1 rRNA gene is annotated in these 464 nt (G+C 51.3%); it reads right to left on the bottom strand.

The annotated features are described in order from the left end of the window. Positions 1-457: ribosomal RNA gene (locus PVK70_RS18935) — 16S ribosomal RNA — on the bottom strand; the annotation flags it as partial. Positions 458-464 lie beyond the last annotated feature (7 nt).

Here is a 464-nt window from a genome sequence, read left to right as displayed (position 1 = left end):
ACGCCTTCCTCCCTACTGAAAGTACTTTACAACCCGAAGGCCTTCTTCATACACGCGGCATGGCTGCATCAGGCTTTCGCCCATTGTGCAATATTCCCCACTGCTGCCTCCCGTAGGAGTCTGGACCGTGTCTCAGTTCCAGTGTGGCTGATCATCCTCTCAGACCAGCTAGAGATCGTCGCCTTGGTGAGCTCTTACCTCACCAACTAGCTAATCTCACCTGGGCTAATCTTAGCGCGAGAGGCCCGAAGGTCCCCCTCTTTGGTCCGAAGACATTATGCGGTATTAGCTATCGTTTCCAATAGTTATCCCCCACACTAAGGCATATTCCCAGGCATTACTCACCCGTCCGCCGCTCGTCAGCAAATTAGCAAGCTAATTTCTGTTACCGCTCGACTTGCATGTGTTAGGCCTGCCGCCAGCGTTCAATCTGAGCCATGATCAAACTCTTCAATTAAAGTTTT

Source organism: Aliivibrio sp. A6 (assembly GCF_028765505.1).
GTDB classification, from domain to species: domain Bacteria; phylum Pseudomonadota; class Gammaproteobacteria; order Enterobacterales; family Vibrionaceae; genus Aliivibrio; species Aliivibrio finisterrensis_A.
Note: the sequence above shows the minus strand (reverse complement) of the source record. Positions and strands in the feature narration are given on the sequence as shown.